Annotated in this window: 16 protein-coding genes; 4 read left to right on the plus strand and 12 right to left on the minus strand. The window is 73.3% G+C overall.

All coding sequences use genetic code 11. The annotated features are described in order from the left end of the window. Positions 1-43: 43 nt before the first annotated feature. The 10 genes from AB0B14_RS33060 to AB0B14_RS33105 all read right to left on the minus strand — a co-directional run bounded on the left by AB0B14_RS33060 (position 44) and on the right by AB0B14_RS33105 (position 10,534). Entirely contained in the window at positions 44-973 is a 930-nt protein-coding gene (locus tag AB0B14_RS33060; protein ID WP_357073016.1) for a sporulation protein, read from the minus strand. Between the two features lie 242 nt (positions 974-1,215). Further along, positions 1,216-2,280, minus strand: a complete 1,065-nt coding sequence (locus AB0B14_RS33065; protein WP_357073019.1) for a hemolysin family protein — start codon at positions 2,278-2,280, stop codon at positions 1,216-1,218. Beyond that, a complete protein-coding gene (locus AB0B14_RS33070; protein ID WP_357073022.1) occupies positions 2,277-3,632 on the minus strand; it encodes a hemolysin family protein in 1,356 nt (451 codons plus the stop codon). The genes AB0B14_RS33065 and AB0B14_RS33070 overlap by 4 nt, the downstream gene beginning before the upstream one ends. Before the next feature lie 171 nt (positions 3,633-3,803). Then, the gene (gene mnhG, locus AB0B14_RS33075; protein WP_357073270.1) at positions 3,804-4,163 is read right to left on the minus strand and encodes a monovalent cation/H(+) antiporter subunit G; all 360 of its coding nucleotides are present in this window, start codon (positions 4,161-4,163) and stop codon (positions 3,804-3,806) included. Next, positions 4,163-4,426, minus strand: a complete 264-nt coding sequence (locus tag AB0B14_RS33080; RefSeq protein ID WP_357073025.1) for a monovalent cation/H+ antiporter complex subunit F — start codon at positions 4,424-4,426, stop codon at positions 4,163-4,165. The genes mnhG and AB0B14_RS33080 overlap by 1 nt, the downstream gene beginning before the upstream one ends. Further along, a complete protein-coding gene (locus AB0B14_RS33085) occupies positions 4,423-5,034 on the minus strand; it encodes a Na+/H+ antiporter subunit E (protein WP_357073028.1) in 612 nt (203 codons plus the stop codon). The genes AB0B14_RS33080 and AB0B14_RS33085 overlap by 4 nt, the downstream gene beginning before the upstream one ends. Further along, a complete protein-coding gene (locus AB0B14_RS33090; RefSeq protein ID WP_357073031.1) occupies positions 5,031-6,536 on the minus strand; it encodes a Na+/H+ antiporter subunit D in 1,506 nt (501 codons plus the stop codon). The genes AB0B14_RS33085 and AB0B14_RS33090 overlap by 4 nt, the downstream gene beginning before the upstream one ends. Further along, positions 6,536-7,015, minus strand: a complete 480-nt coding sequence (locus AB0B14_RS33095; RefSeq protein ID WP_357073034.1) for a Na(+)/H(+) antiporter subunit C — start codon at positions 7,013-7,015, stop codon at positions 6,536-6,538. The genes AB0B14_RS33090 and AB0B14_RS33095 overlap by 1 nt, the downstream gene beginning before the upstream one ends. Further along, positions 7,012-9,846 (minus strand): Na+/H+ antiporter subunit A, encoded by a 2,835-nt coding sequence (locus AB0B14_RS33100; protein WP_357073037.1) that lies wholly within the window; start codon positions 9,844-9,846, stop codon positions 7,012-7,014. Before AB0B14_RS33100 ends, AB0B14_RS33095 begins: the two co-directional genes overlap by 4 nt. 301 nt (positions 9,847-10,147) lie before the next feature. After that, a complete protein-coding gene (locus tag AB0B14_RS33105) occupies positions 10,148-10,534 on the minus strand; it encodes a hypothetical protein (protein ID WP_357073040.1) in 387 nt (128 codons plus the stop codon). Between the two features lie 177 nt (positions 10,535-10,711). Between AB0B14_RS33105 and AB0B14_RS33110 the strand changes: the two genes are divergently transcribed. Beyond that, positions 10,712-15,424 carry a DEAD/DEAH box helicase gene (locus AB0B14_RS33110; RefSeq protein WP_357525971.1) on the plus strand — a complete coding sequence of 1,571 codons (4,713 nt, stop codon included), beginning with the start codon at positions 10,712-10,714 and terminating at the stop codon, positions 15,422-15,424. Positions 15,425-15,594: 170 nt separating this feature from the next. Here the strand turns inward: AB0B14_RS33110 and AB0B14_RS33115 are convergent, their stop codons facing one another. After that, positions 15,595-16,200 carry a hypothetical protein gene (locus tag AB0B14_RS33115; protein WP_357525974.1) on the minus strand — a complete coding sequence of 202 codons (606 nt, stop codon included), beginning with the start codon at positions 16,198-16,200 and terminating at the stop codon, positions 15,595-15,597. Between the two features lie 154 nt (positions 16,201-16,354). Here AB0B14_RS33115 and AB0B14_RS33120 point away from each other — a divergent pair, with 154 nt between their 5' ends. Then, entirely contained in the window at positions 16,355-17,155 is an 801-nt protein-coding gene (locus AB0B14_RS33120) for an SAM-dependent chlorinase/fluorinase (RefSeq protein WP_357073049.1), read from the plus strand. Between the two features lie 25 nt (positions 17,156-17,180). Next, positions 17,181-17,423 carry a CPCC family cysteine-rich protein gene (locus AB0B14_RS33125; protein WP_357073052.1) on the plus strand — a complete coding sequence of 81 codons (243 nt, stop codon included), beginning with the start codon at positions 17,181-17,183 and terminating at the stop codon, positions 17,421-17,423. 25 nt (positions 17,424-17,448) lie between these two features. On the opposite strand, the gene AB0B14_RS33130 is transcribed toward AB0B14_RS33125, so the two are convergent. Then, entirely contained in the window at positions 17,449-18,717 is a 1,269-nt protein-coding gene (locus AB0B14_RS33130) for a hypothetical protein (RefSeq protein WP_357525975.1), read from the minus strand. 109 nt (positions 18,718-18,826) lie between these two features. Between AB0B14_RS33130 and AB0B14_RS33135 the strand changes: the two genes are divergently transcribed. Next, a complete protein-coding gene (locus AB0B14_RS33135) occupies positions 18,827-19,630 on the plus strand; it encodes a DNA-formamidopyrimidine glycosylase family protein (protein ID WP_357526009.1) in 804 nt (267 codons plus the stop codon). Positions 19,631-19,658: the final 28 nt, after the last annotated feature.

Below are 19,658 nucleotides of genomic sequence, written 5' to 3' on the forward strand. Positions count from 1 at the left end.
GGGGGGGGGGGGGTGGGGGCGGGGGTGGGGGTGGGTGGGTGGGTTAGGTTCCGTCGCCGCCGGAGCCTCCTCCTCCTACGCCGGCGCCGCCGGCGGTGCCGCCCAGGCCGTAGCCGGACTGGACCGGCTCGTCGGGGTGGCGACTGACGTGGGCGGACCCGGCGATCTGCGCGGACCAGTCGGCCTGGGCGGCAGCGGCGGCGTGCCTGTTGATCGCCTGGCGGATCCAGCCGTCGACGGTGGCGACCCAGTCCCGCCGGTCGGTGTCCGTGTGCCAGATCCGGAACCGGCTGATGCTCTGGTGGGTGATGCCGGCCAGCGCCAGTCGGCGATCCATCCAGAGGATCGCCTCCAGACCCGCCGAGTTGGTCACGAAGATCACCTCCAGCTCGGTGATCGGGCCGGCGTAGAGGGGTCCCACCCAGTAGCCCCAGCGCTGGTGCAGCGGCAGGGTGTGCTCGACCCCGGGCAACCCGCCCTCCTGCAAGCCGGACTGGCGGATCAGGAAACCGAGCGTGTCCAGCGCCGCCAGCACGTGCTGCTGGGTGGGGAGCGGATGCACGAAGACCGGCACCATGGCCCCCTGGTCGAGATCGGGATCGAGGGACACCTCGGTGCGCAGACCCATCCGCAGGCTCAGCAGCGGCACCCCGCCGAAGATGGTCACCGGGGTCTCCCACGGCAGCGGCAGCGCGAAGTCGACAGCCCGCCGTCGACCGGCCGGCACGACGAAGCGGCCGGCGATCGGTAGTTGGTGGAACTGCACGAGACGCCGGGGAGCCGCCGGGTCGTCCGGTTCGACGGTGGTGACCAGGCCGAGCCGGATGTGCCGCACCAGTACGTCCTCGGGGCCGGCCGCGAGGGTCACCCGCCCGGGCAGGCGCAGGCCCGGGCGGGTGCTCGGGTTGGGCAGCGTGGTCTGCACGGAGAGGCCGGTCCGGCCGGACTCCCGGGACACGCCTGTCAGCCGCACCGCGGGCCTCCTTCCGGACGGGGTCCCCGTCCGGAAGGAGGCCCCACCCGGCGCGCCTACCCGGTCGAGCTGACGTCAAGCCCGCCCGCGCCGAGCAGCGTCACCGCGCGGACCCGGCCACACCGACATCAGCGCGACCAGGCCCGGCACGTCAGCGGCAACCGCCGCCCCGGCGAGAGCACGTCAGCGGCAACCGCCGCCCCGGCAAGAGCACGTCAACGCAACCGCCGCCCCGGAGCACGTCAGCGCAACCGCCGCCCGCGCGGCACCGTGTCGGTCTCGTCGTCGAACTCCCCGATGACCTCCTCCAGGAGGTCCTCCAGGGCCACGAAACCGATCGGCCGGGCCGGGCCACCGCCGTTGCGTACCAGCGCGAGCTGCGACTGTCGGGCCCGCATCGCCCCCACCGCCTCGGTCACCGAGGACGTCGCGGGCAGGGTGAACGCGGGCGTCATCAGCTCCCCGGCGGTGGCGACCCGGCCGGTGGTGACCACCCGCACCGCCTCCCGGACGTGCACCAGGCCGCAGACGTCGCCCGCCTCGTCCAGCACCGCCAGTCGGGATCGACCGCTGTCCCGGCTGACCTGTTCGATCCGTTCGGCCGGGTCGTCCCGACGGACGGTGACCATGGTGGCGAACGGTTCCATCACCTGCGCCACGGAGGTGCCCTGCAACTCCAGCATGCTGGTCAACAACTGGTGTTGCTCGGCGCCGAGCAGCCCGTGCTCGCGGGACTGTTCCAGCAGGATCCTCAGCTCGTCCGGGCCGTGCACCTGGGCGAGTTGGTCCTGTTGGTTCACCCCGACCAGCCGCAGGATCGCGTTGGCCAGGGCGTTGAGCGCGGAGAGCACCGGCCGGGACACCCGGGCGAAGGCACGGAACGGCAGCGCGAGCAGCGTCGCCGAACGCTCCGCGTCGGTGATCGCCCACGACTTCGGTGCCATCTCCCCCACCACCAGGTGCAGGAAGGTGACCACCCCGAGGGCGAAGACCAGGGCGATCAGGTGACTGGCCGCGTCCGGCAGGCCCACCGCGTGCAGCAGCGGGCTGAGCAGGTGCTCGATCGCCGGCTCGGCCAGCGCGCCGAGACCCAGGGTGCACAGCGTGATGCCGAGCTGCGCGCCGGCCAGCATCAGCGACAGCTCGCGGACGCCGTCCAGCGCGGCGCGTGCCGCCCGACCGCCGTTCGCCGCGGCCTGCTCCAGGCGGTACCGCTTGCTGGCCACCAGGGCGAACTCGGCGGCCACGAAGAACCCGTTCAGCGCCAGCAGGATCACCGAGCTGAACAGCGCGATCCCGGGGCTCACGCGCTCACCCCCGGCTTAGTCAACTGCAACCGCACCGAGTCGGCCACGTGCCGGTCCACGGCCAGCACCTCGACCAGGGCCCGGGGCTCCGTCTCGTGGTCCTCACCGTCGGCGCCCTCGGGTAGCAGGCTGATCTCCAGCCGGTCACCGACCTCCGGCACCCGGCCCAGCTCCCGCATCACCAAGCCGGACAGGGTGTCGTACTCCGGGGCCTCGGGCAGCGCGATGCCGGTGCTGTCGGCGACCTCGTCGATCCGCCAGCGGGCTGGCACCACCCACGACCCGTCGTCCTGCCGGGCCGGCGCGCGGTCCGGCGGGTCGTCTTCGTCCCGGATCGGGCCGACCAGTTCCTCGGCGATGTCCTCCAGGGTGATCACCCCGGCGAAACCGCCGTACTCGTCGACCACGCACGCCATCTGCCGGTGCCCGGACCGCAGCCGGTCCAGCACCGTGGGCAGGGCCAACGTCTCCGGTACGAGCAGCGGCGGCCCGGCCACCGCGCTCACCGGGGTGGTGGCCCGCTCCGCCGGGGGTACGCCGAGCACGTCGGCGATGCCGACCACGCCGAGCAGGTCGTCGACGCCCTCCGCACCGCGCACCGGGAAGCGGGAGTGGCCGGTGTCCAGCAGCTCGACCACCCGGCTGACCGGCTCGTGCGCCCGTACGGTGTGCACGTCGACCCGGGGCACCATGGCCTCACCGGCGGTCAGCTCGCGGAAGTCCAGACCTCGGTCGAGCAGCGTGGACATCTCGGCGTCGAGGCTGCCCTCCTCGCGGGACTCGGCGATGATCTGTTCCAGGTCCGCCGGGGTGGCGCCGCTGGGCAGCTCCTCGATCGGCTCGATGCCGAACCGGCGCAGCAGCCGCACCGATGCCCGGTCGAAGAGCCGGATCACCGGCCCCGCGACGGCCAGGTAGAGCAGGGTGGATCGGCTCAGCGCCCGGGCCAGTTGCTCGGCTCGGGCGATGGCCAGGTTCTTCGGGGCCAGCTCACCGAGCACCATCTGCACGACGGTGGCGATGACCAGGGCCAACGCCACCGACAGCGGCAGGCTGACCGCTTCGCTGACGCCGGCCACGCCGAGCAGGTCGGCGAGACCACCGCCGAGGTACGGCTCGGCGACGTAGCCGACCAGCAGGGCGGTGACGGTGATGCCGAGTTGGGCGCCGGAGAGCACGAAGGAGAGCCGGCTGGTGACGGTCAGCGCCCGGGCGGCGGCCTGGTCGCCGTCGTCGGCGAGCTGGCGCAGCTTGCCCCGGTCCACGGCGACGTAGCCGAACTCCTGCGCCACGAAGTAACCGGTGGCGGCAGTGAGAAGAATGATCAGAAGAAGGCCGACGACGATCAGCACGGGTCGCTCAGGGCTCCCGGGGTCGTCGGGACGGGGAGATGCCGGGCACGACCCGGCTGGCTACTGCTGCCCTCCTGGGCAGAGGAGTCGATCATGCCGCTATTTTATCCGCGCTGGCTGGGACTCCGCTGGGGGTGGGCCGAAGGGGCAGCAACGTCCGGTTCGCCCCCGTCACGCCGCTCCGGTCGACCCGCCACCCGAGCCGTGTTCGGCCAGCTCGTCGGCGTCGAGCAGACTCCGGTCCAGCCGCCCCGACCGGTACGCGGCCCGCCCGATCATCTGCGCCGAGACCGGCGCGGTCGCCAACTGGAAGACCGCCACCAGCGCGACCATGCCCAGATCCGCCGGAGACCGCAGGCGCAACGCGATGCCCAACAGCAGCAGGAGCACCCCGAGCACCTGCGGTTTGGTGGCCGCGTGCATCCGGGACAACGCGTCCGGGAAACGCAGCACGCCGATCCCGGCGGCCAGGCCGAGCAGCGCGCCGGCCACCAGACAGGCGGCACCGAGCCAGTCCGCGATCGTCGCGATCACTGCTGCTCCCGAACGGCGAAGCGGACGAGTGACACCGAGCCCACGAAGCCGAGCAGGGAGAGCACCACCAGCACGGGCAGTGTGGTGGCATGCCCGTTGACCGCCGCCTCGGCGCCCACCGCGCCGACCATGGTGGCGAGCAGCATGTCCGCCGCGATCACCCGGTCCACAAGTGACGGACCACGGTAGAGGCGGGCCAGCGCGAGAAGCGCGGTCACCGACAGCAGGACGGTAAGGACGACGGCCAGGAACGTGGTCACGGGCTGGTACCCCTCTCGGATTCGTCGGTCTCGACGCGGCGCAGTTCGGCGTCGGAGCCCACCGCGCGGATGACACGCCGTTCGACGGTGCGGGTGCGTTCCCGGGCCACGTCCAGGTCCGCCGGCCCGTGGGTGTCGAGCACGTGCAGGTAGAGCGTCCCGGAGTCCCGGTCCACCTCCAGGATCAGCGTGCCCGGCACCAGCGAGACCGCCTCGGCGGTGAGCGCCAGGTTCAGGTCGGTGGGCACCCGCAGCCGGACCGCGATGATGGCCCCGCGCGGCCGGTAGCCGGGCTGCACGGCGATCCGGGCGACGTGCAGGCTCGCGCTGACCAACTCCACGGCGAACCGCGCCGCGAACACCAGCAGCCCCCGGAACCGCAGCCGACCGCCGTAACTGACCGCCGGCAGCGGGAAGAAGGCCAGCACCGCGCCGCCCACCAGCACACCGCCTGCCGCGTTGGCCCAGTTGACGTCGCCCCAGAGCAGGTTCCAGACCACCACCAACCACCCGAGTGCCGCCGTCTGGTCCCGCCAGCGCCCGAGCCGGCCGCGCCCCGACGCCGGCGGCCCGGGGGCGTCGCGGGCCGACTCGGAGGGGCCGGTCACGGCACGCCGTTCGGCAGCACGGCATCGACGTACGGGGTACGCAGGCGCAGGTCGGCAGCCGCGTCGGCGGTGACGTCGAAGAGCGGACCGGCCAGCACGGTCAGCGCCAGCCCGAAGGCGACCAGGGCCACCGTGGCCCCGACCATCAGCTTCGGCAACCGGACGGCCGGCTCGCTGGTGGCCAGTCGCGGCGCGCGCCAGAAGGCGATGTTCCACACCCGCGACGCCACGTAGAGGGTGAGCAGGCTGGTCAGCGTGCCCGCCGCGACCAGCGCCCAGGGCAACGGACCGCCGGCCGCCACCCCGGCCTGGAGCAGGCCGAGCTTGCCGAGGAAACCGGAGAACGGCGGCACCCCGGCGAGGTTCATGGCCGGGACGAAGAACAGGACACCGAGCAGCGGCGCCACCCGGGCCAGCCCGCCGATGCGGCGCAGGTCGGTGCTGCCGGCGCGCTCCTCGACCAGCCCGGCGACGAGGAACAACGTGGTCTGGATGGTGATGTGGTGCACCACGTAGAAGATCGCGCCGGAGAGGCCGGCGGCGGTGCTCAACGCCACCCCGAAGATCATGTAGCCGATGTGGCTGACCAGGGTGAACGAGAAGAGCCGCTTCAGATCGGACTGGGCCACCGCGCCGAGGATGCCGATCACCATGGTCAGCCCGGCGACGACCATGAGCAGCACGTCGGCGTGCCCACCGGGAAACAGCAACGTCTCGGTGCGGATGATCGCGTAGACGCCCACCTTGGTGAGCAGACCCGCGAAGACGGCGGTGACCGGGGCCGGTGCGGTGGGATAGCTGTCCGGCAGCCAGGCCGACAGCGGGAAGACCGCCGCCTTGATCGCGAAGGCCAGGAGCAACATCAGCTCCAGTGTCAGTCGTACGCCGTCGGGCAGGTCGTCGAGGCGCCGGGCGAGCTGCGCCAGGTTGAGCGTGCCGGTGGCCGCGTACACCAGACCCACCGCCGTCAGGAAGATCATCGAGGAGAGGATGCTGACCACCACGTACGTCGACCCGGTCCGGATCCGGGCCTCGGAGCCGCCCAGGGTGATCAGCACGAAGCTGGCGGCCAACAGGATCTCGAAACCGACGAAGAGGTTGAACAGATCACCCGCCAGGAACGCGTTGGTGACGCCCGCGGTGAGCACCAGGTACGTCGGGTGGAAGATGACCACCGGTGAGCTCTCCCCGGTCTCGCTGCGCCCCTGGCCGATCGAGTACAGCAGCACGCAGAGGGTGACCGCCGACGAGACCACGAGCATCAGCGCGGCGAGCTGGTCGGCGACCAGCACGATCCCGAACGGTGCCGGCCACGCCCCGACCGCCACCACCACCGGCCCGTGCCGGTACGCCTGCACCAACAGCAGCACCGCCACGGTGAGGGTGCCACCCAGGCAGAGCACGCTGACCACCCGCTGCAGGCGGGGCCGCGCGGCCAGCAGCAGGGTCAGCGCCGCACCGAGCAGCGGCACCACCACCGGCAGCGGCACCAGGGTGCTCATCACGCCTCCTCCCCGCGGCGCAGTCGGCGGCGGGCGGGCTCGGGATCGACCTGCTCCGGGTCGTCACCCGGCCCCTCCCCGCCGAGGTCGGCGGTGCCCACCTCGTCGCGCACCGCCCGGCGGATGATCTGCCGGTCCTCCAGGTCGTCGGGCACCTCGTCGTCGCCGGTCAGATACCAACTCCGGTACGCCACCGCGAGCAGGAACGCACTCAGCCCGAAAGTGATCACGATGGCGGTCAACACCATCGCCTGCGGCAGCGGATCACTCATCCGCTCGATCGGGCCGGTCCCGACGATCGGCGCCGCACCGGGCCGCCCGCCCAGCAGGATCAGCAGATTCACCCCGTTGCCGAGCAGGATCACCCCGAGCAGGATCCGGGTCAGGCTGCGCTCCAACAGCAGGATCACCCCGCACCCGACGAGCACCGCGACGGCCAGCACCAGCACCAGCGTCGGTCCCGCGCCGGTCGCCGTCATGCCCTTTCACCCTTGTCGACGGCCAGGCCGCCGGTGGCCGTCCCGGTGGCCTCGATGTGCCGGTCCACCTCGGCGCCGAGGCTGCGCAGGATGTCCAACACCAGCCCGATCACGACCAGGTACACGCCGATGTCGAAGAAGAGCGACGTGACCAGGTGGGCGTCACCGACCAACGGCAGGGACCCGTCGACCTTGGCGCTCTCCAGCACCGACCCGCCGACCAGCAGACCCACCACGCCGCTGCCCACCGCCACGGCCAGTCCGGCGCCCAGGATCACTCCGGCGCCGATCGGGGCCGCCTCGGTCAACTCGTACCGGCCGCCGGCCAGATAGCGGACCACCAGGGCGAGACCCGCCACCAGACCGCCGGCGAAACCGCCCCCCGGCGCGTTGTGCCCGGAGAAGAGCAGGAACAGGGAGAACAGCACGACGGTGTGGAAGATCAGCCGGATGACCACCTCCAACACGATCGAACGGCGTTCCTCGTGGAGAGTGGGGCCGCCCCGCAGCCACACCGGCCGACCGGGTCGGTTCACCCGCGCATCCGACTCGGGCCGACGCGGTCGCGGCCCGGTGCGGGACCGCTCGAAGATCAGGCTGGCCACCCCGGTCGCGGCCACCACCAGGACCGCCAGTTCGCCCATCGTGTCCCAGGCCCGAATGTCGACAAGTGTCACGTTGACCACGTTGCGGCCGTACCCGTGGGCCACCGCCAGATCCGGAAAGGCGGCGGAGATGTCCGGTGCCCGGCGGGCACCGGCGGCGGTCAGGGCCAGCCCGGCGGCCACCACGCCCACCGCCACCCCGACCGCCCGGCGGGTCCACCGGCTGCGGCGCAGCGGGCGGGCCGAGAACCGCTGCGGCAGGCGACGCAGCACCAGCACGAAGACCGCGATCGTCGCGGTCTCCACCAGGAACTGGGTGAGCGCCAGGTCGGGTGCCCCGTACAGGACGAACAGCATCGCGGTGCCGTAGCCGGTCATCCCCACCAACAGCATCGCGGTCAACCGACGGCGGGTGCCGACCGCCAACACCGCGGCCACCGCGATCACCAGCACGACCACCGGTTGGAGCAGGTTGTCCCAGAGTGGGAGCCGAGCCCGCCACGGGCCGGCGGAGAGCATCGCCGCACCGGGCACCAGCACGAGGGCGACCAGGATGACGCCCAGATACTGCGGCAGGGAGCCGCGCTGCGTCGTACCGGTGACCTCGATGGCCAGTCGGTCGAACCGGCCCACGACCCACTCGTACCCCTGGTTGCCACCCACCGGCGAACGCAGCCGGGCCAGCACCGGGGTGAGCGGCCCGCGCACGGCGAAGAGCAGGCCACCTCCGGCGAGCGCCAGCGCGGACAGGCCGAGCGCCGGGGTCGGCCCGGACCACAGCGCCAGGTGCGCGTCGACCCCACCGAGCAGATCGGCGTACGGGCGCAGCAGGTCGTCCAGCACACTCGCGGCCGGGCCGGCGAGCAGACCGAACCCGGCCAACACCGCCGGCGGCACCAGCAGCGACGCGGCGATCGGGTCCGGTCGGGTCGGTGCCACACCCGGGCGGTCGGCGAACGCTCCCCAGAGGAAACGTGCGCTGTACGCGACAGTGAGCACCGTCCCGGCGACCAGACCGGTGAGCAGCACCGGCTGGTCGGTGAACGCCCCGAACACCGCCTCCTTCGCGACGAAGCCGACAAGCGGCGGCACACCCGCCATCGACGCCGCGGCCAGCACCGCGACCACGAACAGCGGTGTCGACCAGTGCCGCAGCCCGGACAACTCGCCCAGGTCACGGGTGCCAGCGCCATGATCGATGATGCCGACGACCAGGAACAACGCCGCCTTGAACAGGGCGTGCGCCAGGAGCATCGCGGTGCCGGCCAGCGCGGCGTCCGGGGTACCGGAGCCGGTCACCGCGACCAGCAGGCCGAGCTGACTGACCGTCCCGTACGCCAGCAACAGCTTCAGATCGGTCTGCCGCAGCGCGGCCCAACCGCCGAGCAGCATGGTCGCCACGCCGGCGATCTGCACCACCGGCCGCCACGGCCCGACCGTGGCGAGCACCGGCGCGAGCAGTCCGACCAGGTAGACGCCGGCCTTGACCATGGCGGCGGCGTGCAGGTACGCGCTGACCGGCGTCGGCGCCGCCATCGCGACCGGCAGCCAGGAACTGAACGGCAGCACCGCCGACTTGGACAGCGCACCGGCCAGGATCAACAGCACGGCGACCGCGAGGTACGCACCGCCGGGCGGTGGCTGGGCGGCGATCGCCGACCAGCGGTAGGTGCCGGCGTGCTCGCCCAGCATGATGAACCCGACGAGCATGGCGAGCCCGCCCAGCGTCGTGACGGTCAACGCCTGCGCCGCCGCCCACCGACTGGCACGCCGCTCGGTGCTGTGCCCGATCAGCAGGTACGAGAGGATCGTGGTCAGTTCCCAGCCGACGTAGAGCAGTAGCAGATCGTCGGCGAAGACCAGGACGAGCATCGCGCCGGCGAAGGCGACCAGCACACCGACGTAACGTGCCAGTCCGCTCGACCCGGCGCTGAAGTAGTGGGCGCTGTAGACCAGCACCAGCGCGCCGACACCCCCGATCAGCAGCGTCATCAGCCAGGACAGCGTGGTGAGCCGGAACGCGAGGTCGAGGCCCAACTGCCGGATCCACGGGTACGTCTCGACCACCGCCCCGCCGTCTCCGACGGCCGGGGTGTGGGCCAACGCCCAGCAGAACGCGGCGGCCGGTGCCAGCGCCAACGGGTAACACGCGCGTCGACCCCACCACCGGACGAGCAGGGGTGCGACGAGGGCCCCCACGAGGTGAAGGACGAGCAGTACCAGCACCTGCGCTCCTGATCGAGGTGGCCAGCGCCCGTGCAGCGGTGGCGCCTAGGGCCTGTTTCACCAGGGCGGTCGAGCCGAGGCGGAGTCCGGGCGGCGATCCGGCAAGGCGCGGTTTCGTCCGGATACCGGTGTCGTATCCGGACGAAGCCGCAACGCCGCCGGTCGTCGTCCGGGCCCGCCGCAGGCCGGCCAGTCCTGGTGAAACAGGCCCTAGCAGCGATCAGACGTCAGTTCGTCGCCCGCCGTGCGGTTTTGCCGGAATTCACCCACAGAGCCCGAAACGCGGCCCTCGTCCGCGGGGTCAGCGGTGTAGGGCGTTGTTGCGGGGGTGGGGGCTGTCGGGGGTGGGGCGGTCGTGGCCCAGCTCGGCGAGGAGGTCGACGCGGCCGAGTTGGCGTGCGACCCGGTCGACCACCCGCTCGGCGGCGGCCAGCGACCGCACCGAGAGCAACCGACCCCGACTCTCGCGGCGCAGCACGAAATAGTGGACGGCGACGCGTACCTGGCCACGATCGGCGGCGCTGGCCTGGGCGGTGCACAGGACCAACTCCCGCAAGCAGTGGGCGAGGCGTTCGGCGAGCTCAAGCTCGGGGCCGTGCAGGCCCGCACGGAGGGCCGCAAGGTGGCTGTCGACCTTGCGAATCAGCACGTCGGTGCCGGGTTCGATGGTGTGCTGCTCGCCGGCCATCAAATCCCCTCACCCCGGTTCGCGTTGGCAGTGAAGTTACTTTATGTTGCTCCTTAGAAGCAAGCAGTTAAGTCAGACTTAACGTATTAACCGCACGTTCCATGCTTTTTACTTTTGTCCGGCACATTCCACTGTCGGCCGGTCGTCGTTGTCGTACGGGCGGGGCAGGATGGACCGGTGACCGGGGCAGACGCAGACACCGGCGCGGTGCTCGCCGGCTTCGGCCCGGCCACCCGCGCCTGGTTCGAGGCCGCCTTCGCCGCACCCACCGCCGCCCAGACCGGCGCCTGGCGGTCGGTCGCCGCCGGCCGCAGCGCCCTGGTGGTCGCACCCACCGGTTCCGGCAAGACGCTCGCGGCCTTCCTCTGGTCACTGGACCGGCTGGCCCGCGAGCCCGCGCCGGCCGAGGCACGCCAGCGGTGCCGAGTGCTCTACGTCAGCCCTCTCAAGGCCCTCGCCGTCGACGTGGAGCGCAACCTGCGCGCCCCGCTCGCCGGCATCCGGCAGGCGGCCACCCGGCTGGGTGTCGCACCTCCCGACATCACCGTCGGCATGCGCACCGGCGACACGCCGGCCGACGAGCGGCGCGCCTTCGCCCGCACCCCACCGGACATCCTCATCACCACGCCCGAGTCGCTGTTCCTGCTGCTCACGTCCGCCGCCCGCGACTCTCTGCGCGGCATCCAGACGGTGATCGTCGACGAGGTGCACGCGGTGGCCGGCAGCAAACGCGGCGCCCACCTCGCCCTCTCCCTCGAACGCCTCGACCAGCTGCTGCCCGCACCGGCCCAGCGCATCGGCCTCTCCGCCACCGTCCGGCCGATCGACGCCTGCGCGCAGTTCCTCGGCGGCGCCCGCCCGGTCGACGTGGTGCAGCCGGCCACCCCGAAGACCATCGAGGTCAGCGTGCAGGTCCCGGTGGAGGACATGACCCGCCTGGACGAGCAGGAGCAGCCACCGGAGGACGACCTGGGCGGCCCCGGGCCACGCCGCGCGTCGATCTGGCCGGCCGTGGAGGAGCGGGTCTTCACCCTCATCGGGCAGCACCGCTCGACGATCGTCTTCACCAACTCCCGCCGCAGCGCCGAGCGCCTCTGCGCCCGGCTCAACGAGCTGGCCGCCGAAGCGCTGACCGCCGAGGCAGGGGCCTCCGGAGCGGCGGTCGCCGGAGCAGGTGCCTCCGCCTCGGCCGAGGGCGCGATCGGCGTACCCGAGGGGTTGTCGGCGGGTGACGACCCGGCGGCCGACGACGGCCCGGTGCCCGGCGCGCAGCGGTGGGGTGGTCCCGCCGGTCCGCTGCGCAACCGGCCGCCGGCCGAGATGCTGGCTCAGTCCGGCGCGGCCACCGGCGCGGCGCCGGTGATCGCCCGCGCCCACCACGGCAGCGTCTCCCGGGAGGAGCGCAAGCACATCGAGGAGGCGCTCAAGTCCGGCCAGCTCCCGGCCGTGGTGGCCACCTCCAGCCTGGAGCTGGGCATCGACATGGGCGCGGTCGACCTGGTGGTGCAGATCGAGGCGCCGCCGAGCGTGGCCGCCGGGCTGCAACGGGTCGGCCGGGCCGGGCACCAGGTGGGTGCGGTCTCCCGTGGGGTGGTCTTCCCCAAGCACCGTGGCGACCTGCTCTCCTGCGCGGTGGTCGCCGAGCGGATGACCGACGGCGCGATCGAGGAGTTGCACTACCCGCGCAACCCACTGGACGTGCTGGCCCAGCAGATCGTCGCGATGGTGGCGCTGGAGCCGTGGCCGCTCGGCGACCTGGCCGTGCTGGTCCGGCGGGCCGCGCCGTTCGCCGAGCTGCCCGACTCGGCGTTGCACGCCGTGCTGGACATGCTCTCCGGCCGTTACCCGTCCACCGCGTTCGCCGAGCTGCGTCCCCGGTTGGTCTGGGACCGGGCCACCGACCTGCTCACCGGTCGTCCCGGCGCGCAGCGGCTGGCGGTGACAAGCGGCGGCACGATTCCCGACCGGGGGCTGTTCGGGGTCTTCCTGGCCGGCGCGGAACGGGCCGCCCGGGTCGGCGAGCTGGACGAGGAGATGGTCTACGAGTCCCGCGTCGGTGACGTGTTCCTGCTCGGTTCGTCCTCGTGGCGCATCGAGGAGATCACGCCCGACCGGGTGCTGGTCTCGCCCGCCCCGGGGCAGGCCGCGCGGATGCCGTTCTGGAAGGGCGACCAGTTGGGCCGGCCGGTGGAGCTGGGCCGCGCCATCGGTGCCCGGGTGCGCACCCTGCTGCGGCAGAGCGACGAGGCGGCGCTTGCCGCCTTGCGCGACGGCGGGCTGGACGACTGGGCCGCCGGCAACCTGATGGCCTACCTGCGCGAGCAGCGGGAGGCCACCCGGTCGCTGCCCGACGACCGCACCATCGTGGTCGAGCGGTTCCGCGACGAGCTGGGTGACTGGCGGCTCGCCGTGCACAGCGTCCTCGGTGCCCGGGTCAACGGGCCGTGGGCCCTGGCGGTGGGCCGCCGGCTGGCCGAACGCTACGGGGTGGACGCCCAGGTGATGCCCTCCGACGACGGCATCGTGGTGCGCCTCCCGGACACCGCCGACGAGCCGCCCGGCGCCGACGTGGTGGTCTTCGAGCCGGACGAGATCACCCAACTGGTGGAGGAGTCGGTCGGCACCTCGGCCCTCTTCGCCGCCCGCTTCCGCGAGTGCGCCGCCCGGTCACTGCTGCTGCCCCGCCGTGACCCGCGCCGCCGCCAGCCGCTGTGGCAGCAGCGGCAACGCGCCGCGCAACTGCTCGACGTGGCCCGCGAGTACGCGGACTTCCCGGTCACCCTGGAGGCCGCCCGGGAGTGCCTCCAGGACGTCTTCGACCAGCCGGCGCTGGCCGGGTTGATGCGTGACCTGGCCAGCCGGAAGGTGCGGCTGGTCGAGGTGGAGACCAACGCGCCGTCGCCGTTCGCGCGGTCGCTGCTCTTCGGCTACGTCGGCGCGTTCCTCTACGAGGGGGACGCCCCGCTCGCCGAGCGGCGCGCCGCCGCGCTCGCCCTGGATTCCACGCTGCTCGGCGAGCTGCTCGGCCGGGTCGACCTGCGCGAGTTGCTCGACCCCGCCGTGCTCGCCGAGACCGATCGGCAGCTGCGGTGGCTGACCGAGCAGCGCCGCCCGCGCGATGCCGAGGACGTCGTCGAGTTGCTGCGGGTGCTCGGTGACCTGAGCGACGCCGAGTTGACCGAGCGGGGTGTGCCGGAGACCTGGCTGACCGAGCTGGAGGCCACCCGCCGGGTGCTGCGGGTCCGGATCGCCGGCGAGCAACGCTGGGTGGGCATCGAGGACGCCGCCCGGCTGCGCGACGCCCTCGGCGTGGCGTTGCCGGTGGGGGTGGCCGAGGCGTATCTCGCCCCGGTGGCCGATCCGCTCGGCGACCTGGTGGCCCGCTACGCCCGCACGCACGGCCCGTTCGCCGCGGCCAGCTGCGCGGCCCGCTTCGGGCTGGGCGTGTTCGTGGTCGAGCAGGCGCTGCGCCGGCTCGGCGCCACCGGGCGGGTGGTCTCCGGGGAGTTCACCCCCGATTCGGCCGGCGCCCAGTGGTGCGACGCCGAGGTGCTGCGGATGCTGCGCCGCCGCTCGCTCGCAGCGCTGCGCCGGGAGATCGAGCCGGTGCCACCGCGCGCGCTTGCCACGTTTTTGCCCCGCTGGCAGCAGGTCGGTTCGTCCGCCCGAGGGGTGGAGGCGCTCGCCGCGACCGTGGAGCAGTTGCAGGGCGCGGCGGTGCCGGCGTCCGCCCTGGAGCGGCTGGTGCTGCCCGGCCGGGTCGCCGACTACTCCCCCGCCCAACTCGACGAGCTGTGCGCCAGCGGGGAGGTGCTCTGGGCCGGGTCGGGGGCGATCTCCGGGGGCGACGGCTGGGTCACCCTGGCCTACGCGGACGCCGCGCCGCTGCTGCTCCCGCCACCGGACGAGGCGTTGACCCGCACCCCGCTGCACGACGCGGTGCTCGACGCGCTCGGTGACGGGCAGGCGCTGTTCTTCCGGCCGCTGGCCGACCGCGTCGGCGCGACCGACGACGCCGCCCTGACCGGGGTGATCTGGGACCTGGTCTGGGCGGGGCACCTGACCAACGACACCCTCGCCCCGTTGCGCGCGGTGCTCGGCGCCGGCGGGGCACACCGCTCGCGGCCGTCCGCGCCGCGCACCCGCTACCGGCGTCCCGGTCGGGTGGCGCTGCCCACCCGGGGTGGCCCGCCGACCGTCGCCGGTCGCTGGTCGCGCCTGCCCGAGCGGGACGTCGACCCGACCCGCCGCGCCGCCGCGCTCGCCGACGTGCTGTTGGAGCGGCACGGGGTGGTCACCCGGGGCGCGGTGATGGCCGAGCAGGTGGTCGGCGGTTTCTCGGCGGTCTACCCGGTGCTGTCGGCGCTGGAGGAGCGCGGTGCCGCCCGCCGGGGCTACTTCGTCGAGGGGTTGGGAGCGGCGCAGTTCGCGGTGCCCGGTGCGGTGGACCGGCTGCGCGCACTGGCCGAGCCGATGGACGGCACCCGGGGTCGGGGCGCACCGGCCACCGTGCTCGCCGCCACCGACCCGGCCAACCCGTACGGCGCGGCTCTGCCCTGGCCGGAACGGGTTGTCGACTCCGGCGACGGGGCCGCCCCGGCGACCGGGCACCGGGCCGGCCGCAAGGCCGGTGCGCTGGTGGTGCAGGTCGGCGGTGACCTCGTGCTGTACGTGGAACGCGGCGGTCGGACACTGCTGTCCTTCAGCGACGACACCGACACGCTCGCGGCGGCCGGCAAGGCGCTCGCCGACGCCGTCCACTCCGGCGCGTTGGGTGCGTTGTCGGTGGAGCGGGCCGACGGCGAGGCGGTGCACTCCTCGCCGCTGCGCGACGCGCTGACCGCCGCCGGCTTCCGGGCCACCCCCCGTGGCCTACGCCTGCGCGGCTGACCCGCCACCCACTCGCCGTTGAGGAGGGGTCCAGCTCTCGGCCGGCCGGCCGGGCAATGCTTGTTGGGCGATGCCGCGGAGACCTTGATGTCGCTGAGTCATCAAGATGACTCACCGGCATCACGCTCAGCAGAACGACATGCCCCCGGCCGCGAGGTCGGGCTCGGTGCTCAACGCAGGCCGTTGAGCACCTTCTCGTAGCGCGGGCGGTCGGCGACCGGCGTCTTCGCCTCCAGGTAGTTGAGCACCACGGCGCCCCGGCGGTACGACTGGCCGCCCCAGGTCTCCGCGATGTCACCGGCGCTCGTCTCGTCCGGGAAGACGTACACCGTGACGGCGTCGGTGGCGATCAACTCGGAACAACCCAGGCCGAGCCCGTCCGGCCCGCAGTCGACCGAGCGGTCCAACGGGCGCGGCACCTTCAGGCCGGCGGCCCGGAACGCTTCGACGACCTGCTTCGCCCCGGGCGCCCCGGCCGGACGTTGGGGTAGCACCACCGGCGGTGGACTGGCCGGTCGGCGCTGCGTGGGCCCCTGCGGGGCGACGGAGGGTGCGGCCGGCGGGGGTGCCGCACTGCCGGTGCCGGGCCGGGCCACCGAGGGCGTCGGCGCGCTCGGCGCAATGGCGGCCGTCGGGGCCACGGCGGGCGACGCGGCCGACGCGGACGAGGCGGTGGGGGCCGCGCTCGACGGGTCGGCTTCGTCACCGCCGCAGCCGGCGGTGAGGGCGACGGCGGCCAGCAGGACCGCGACAGCGGGCAGGCTCCGAGGGGTCACCAGGGCAGTCTGCCCGGCACCGCTCGACGGCGGGAGTGGCCGGTCGGTCAGCGCGCTGTCCCATATCCGCCAGCCACCGGTGGAGGACCGTATCCCGCCGCACGACGAACTGGTCCTGGAACGGCGCACCGACGCCGAGGATTAGCCTGCGGGCATGCCCGCCACGCCCTGGATCTCGCTGACCACCGATTACGGCCTCACCGACGGCTTCGTGGCCGCCTGCCACGGGGTGATCGCCCGACTCGCACCGGCCGTCCGGGTCATCGACGTGACCCACCTGGTGCCACCGGCGGACGTCCGGCGGGGCGCTGCCGTGCTGGCGCAGACGGTGCCGTACCTGCCCGTGGGTGTGCACGTGGCGGTGGTCGACCCGGGGGTGGGTACCGCCCGGCGAGGAGTCGCACTGGCCACCCCGGGTGGGCTGCTGGTCGGTCCGGACAACGGGCTGCTGCCGGACGCCGCCGACGCTCTCGGCGGGGTGACCGCCGCGGTGCTGCTGACCGAGCCGCGCTGGCTGGCCGACCGGGTGTCCGCCACGTTCCACGGGCGGGACGTCTTCGCGCCGGTGGCGGCCCGGCTGGCGCTCGGCGCGCCCCTGGTCGAGGCGGGGCCGCCGGTCGACCCGGACGACCTGGTCCGGCTGCCGGCACCGACGCTGACCTCCGACGACGACGGCTTCACCGCCGAGGTGTCGACCGTGGACCATTTCGGCAACGTCCAGCTGGCCGCACCGGCGCACCTGCTCGACCCGTTGCCGGCGGCGCTGCGGGTGGGGCCGCCCGGTCCGGAGCCGACCCGGCCGGCCGTCCGGGGCCGGACGTTCGGCGACGCCCCGGCTGCTGGCCTGGTGGTGTACGTCGACTCGGCCGGTCTGGTGGCGATCGCCATCAATGGCGGGCGGGCGGTGGACCTCCTCCGGGTGGCCCCGGGAGACGTCCTACGGGTTTCCCGCTGATATTCGACTGTGGAATGCTGCCCCGGTGGGTGAACAAGTGGTTCCCGTGGGCTGTCCCTGCTGTGCATCCCGGACCGGCGGGGGGACCTGCCCGGTCTGTTTCTGGACCGACGACGGCCAGACCGACGCCGACGCCGACACGGTCCGGGGTGGCCCCAACGGCGATCTGAGCCTCTCGCACGCCCGACTCAACTACGCCGTCTACGGTGCCAGCCACCCGCGCTACCAGGACATGGTGCGCCCGGCTCGCCCCGACGAGCGCCCCTGAGGACACCCGGCGGGGCGGGCACGGGTCAGCAGACCGGCACGACGCCTCCGTACACCGTCGAGATGTACGCGTGGCTGACGTACTGGCCGGTGGCCAGCCGGTCCCACCGGGTGGTGGTGCCGTAGGGCCCGGCCACGGACTGGCCGGTGACGTAGCACTGGATCGGCACGTTGGCGAACCGGGCGGCGAGGCCACGGCTCGGGTACGACGTGCTGGCCCCGGTGCGGATGGTGAGCGGCCCGTCACCGACCACGCCGCGCAGCCCGCCACCGGTCCACAGGTAGGCGACATCCACCCAGGCGTTGGTGGTCAACTGGAGACCGTCCCAGAAGGTGCCGTCGGCCAGGTCGATGGCGGCCGGGTTGAGCACGGTCCTCCCGAACTGGTCCCGCCCGCCGTTGAAGCCGGACTGGTAGGCGGCCTGCGCCTCGGGTAGACCCTGCCCCAGGATCTTCCAGTTCTCGCGCACCGCCGCCGGGTTCCAGTAGTCGTCGCGGGTGTTCCACGGGCCGACGTCCCAGACCGGGGCGTACTCGCAGCGGGAGCCGGTGGTGGTGCAGACCCGCACGGAGTAGTCGCCCGAGTTGAGCGGGGACAGGCTGCGCCGCGACGGTAGCGCCACGAAGTGGTCCCGGGGCTGCACGGTGCGGCCGTTGGCGGTCTGCTGGCCGACCAGGCCGATGCGGGTGGCGTACACCCGGTAGGTGAGGCCCGGCGTGGCGACGGCGACGGCGGCGGTGGCGGTGGCGGCGGTGAGCTGGACGGCGCGTACCGTCGCGGTGGCACCGCCGGTGGGCGCGGTGAGCACCACGCGGCTCTGCACCCGGCTCACCGGCCTGTCGAAGGTCGCGCCGGCCGTGGCGGACCGCCACTCGGTCCAGCCGCTGGCCCGCCAACCACGGACCTGGGCCTCGACTGTGGCGCCCGTCGGCACGTCGGCACTGACCTGGGCGCGGACCTGGTTGGCCGGCCGGCTGAGGGTCCGCGGAGCGCTCAGCAGCAGCCCCTCCGCGGCCGCGCTGTGCGGGCTGCGCGGGCTGCGTCCGGCGGACCGGGCCTCGCGCAGCCGCAGCCCGGCGGCGGTACGCCGGACGTTGACGTCGTCGCGGTCGACGACGGACAGGTCGACGTTCCACCGCTCGCCGCCCGGTGCGGCGGCGGTGGAAGTGGGCAGGATTCCGGCGGCGGAGGCGGCCGGGACGGGGTTGGTGATGGGTAGGAGCGTGGCGATGAGGGCGAGGGTGACGGAGGCGACGAGGGAGAGGGATCGAGTACGACAATGCAGCCGTGACATAGGCATTCTCCTCAGAACTCCCTGACCCTCGCATGTCCGGAGATCAGGAGGAACCTGTGTACAAATAGCGACACATGCGAATCCTGCTCGGATGAGGGAGAATGGCGGGGTGCCCGAAGGCGACACCGTCTGGAACACCGCGCGTGTGCTGCACCGCGCGCTCGCCGGCGCGCGGATCACCACGAGTGACTTCCGGGTGCCGCAGTTGGCGACCACCGACCTCAGTGGCTGGACCGTCCGCGAGTCGGCCAGCCGGGGCAAGCACCTGCTGCTGCGCCTCGCCACCCCGGACGACGCGCACTGGACTCTGCACTCACACCTGCGGATGGACGGCGCCTGGCGGGCGTACGCGCCGGGGGAACGCTGGACCGGCCGGCCCGCGCACCTGATCCGGGTGGTGCTGCGCAGCCCCGGCGCGGTCGCGGTGGGCTACCACCTGCACGAGATGACCCTGGTGCCGACCGCGGAGGAGGACGAGGTGGTCGGGCACCTCGGCCCCGACCTGCTCGGGCCGGACTGGGACCCGGCCGAGGCGGTCCGCCGACTCGCCGAGCACCCGGAGCAGACCATCGGCGAGGCGTTGCTCGACCAGCGCAACCTGGCCGGGGTGGGCAACCTCTACAAGTGCGAGGTGCTGTTCCTGCGCGGTGTGTCGCCGTGGACGCCGGTCGGCCAGGTGCCCGACCTGCCCGGCCTGGTGAGCCTGGCGCAGCGGCTGCTCGCCGCCAACCGCGGTCGGTGGACGCAGAGCAGCACCGGTTCGCTGCACCGGGGCCAGACCAGCTACGTGTACGGGCGCCGCGCCCAGCCCTGCCGCCGCTGCGGCACCGCCATCCGCAAGGAGGAGTTGGGTGACCGGGTCACCTACTGGTGCCCGGTCTGTCAGCCCGCCCAGATACGGACGATTGGGTAATTCCTATCTGGCCGTCGGAGTCGCATGC

This window comes from Micromonospora sp. NPDC049171, from assembly GCF_040648275.1.
In the GTDB taxonomy this organism is placed as follows: Bacteria; Actinomycetota; Actinomycetes; order Mycobacteriales; family Micromonosporaceae; genus Micromonospora.

Bases quoted from the DNA above. Each gene is read 5' to 3' on its own strand.
- AB0B14_RS33105 (WP_357073040.1), bottom strand. From the start codon at position 10,534: ATGGCCGGCGAGCAGCACACCATCGAACCCGGCACCGACGTGCTGATT.
- AB0B14_RS33130 (WP_357525975.1), bottom strand. From the start codon at position 18,717: ATGTCACGGCTGCATTGTCGTACTCGATCCCTCTCCCTCGTCGCCTCC.
- AB0B14_RS33120 (WP_357073049.1), top strand. From the start codon at position 16,355: ATGCCCGCCACGCCCTGGATCTCGCTGACCACCGATTACGGCCTCACC.
- AB0B14_RS33090 (WP_357073031.1), bottom strand. From the start codon at position 6,536: ATGAGCACCCTGGTGCCGCTGCCGGTGGTGGTGCCGCTGCTCGGTGCG.
- AB0B14_RS33095 (WP_357073034.1), bottom strand. From the start codon at position 7,015: ATGACGGCGACCGGCGCGGGACCGACGCTGGTGCTGGTGCTGGCCGTC.